The organism is Photobacterium sp. GB-50 (genome assembly GCF_003026755.1).
Taxonomy (GTDB): domain Bacteria; phylum Pseudomonadota; class Gammaproteobacteria; order Enterobacterales; family Vibrionaceae; genus Photobacterium.
The window spans coordinates 1-1,100 of the sequence record NZ_PYNX01000050.1; the positions used below are offsets into that span (position 1 = coordinate 1).

Annotated in this window: 1 protein-coding gene; it reads right to left on the minus strand. The window is 46.6% G+C overall.

Annotated elements, in window-relative coordinates; translation table 11 throughout:
• The coding region (tuf, locus tag C9J41_RS21590; protein ID WP_107295018.1) for an elongation factor Tu at window positions 1-1,100 on the minus strand (1,100 nt) is incomplete at both ends.

Genomic DNA, 1,100 nt, shown 5'->3' on the forward strand with positions numbered 1-1,100 from the left:
GCACCAACTGTACGGCCACCTTCACGGATAGCAAAACGTAGACCTTCGTCCATCGCGATAGGTGCGATTAGAGTAACAGTCATAGCGATGTTATCACCAGGCATTACCATTTCAACGCCTTCTGGTAGCTCGATAGTACCAGTTACGTCAGTTGTACGGAAGTAGAACTGTGGACGGTAACCTTTGAAGAAAGGAGTGTGACGACCACCTTCATCTTTAGAAAGCACATAGATTTCTGAAGTGAAAGTTGTGTGTGGAGTGATTGAACCTGGCTTAGCAAGTACTTGACCACGTTGAACTTCATCACGCTTAGTACCACGTAGAAGAACACCAACGTTCTCACCAGCACGACCTTCGTCAAGAAGCTTACGGAACATCTCAACACCAGTACAAGTAGTTGTAATAGTGTCTACGATACCAACGATAGCAACTTCGTCACCAACTTTGATGATACCTTGCTCAACACGACCAGTTACAACAGTACCACGGCCTTGGATTGAGAATACATCTTCGATTGGAAGAATGAATGGACGATCGATTGCACGCTCTGGCTCTGGGATGTAGTTATCTAGAGCTTCTGCTAGTTCAACAATCTTGTCTTCCCACTCTTTCTCGCCGTTTAGAGCGCCTAGAGCAGAACCCATGATTACTGGGCAATCATCACCTGGGAAGTCGTACTCAGAAAGAAGTTCACGAACTTCCATCTCAACTAGCTCAAGTAGTTCTTCATCATCAACCATGTCACACTTGTTCATGAATACGATGATGTAAGGGATACCAACCTGGCGACCAAGTAGGATGTGCTCACGTGTTTGTGGCATTGGGCCGTCAGTTGCAGCAACAACTAGGATACCGCCGTCCATTTGAGCAGCACCAGTGATCATGTTTTTAACGTAATCGGCGTGTCCAGGACAGTCAACGTGTGCGTAGTGACGAGTTGGAGTATCGTACTCTACGTGAGAAGTAGAGATTGTGATACCGCGCTCACGCTCTTCTGGAGCGTTATCGATTGATGCGAAGTCACGAGCAGCACCACCGTACACTTTTGAAAGTGTAGTACAGATAGCAGCAGTTAGAGTTGTTTTACCGTGGTCAACGTG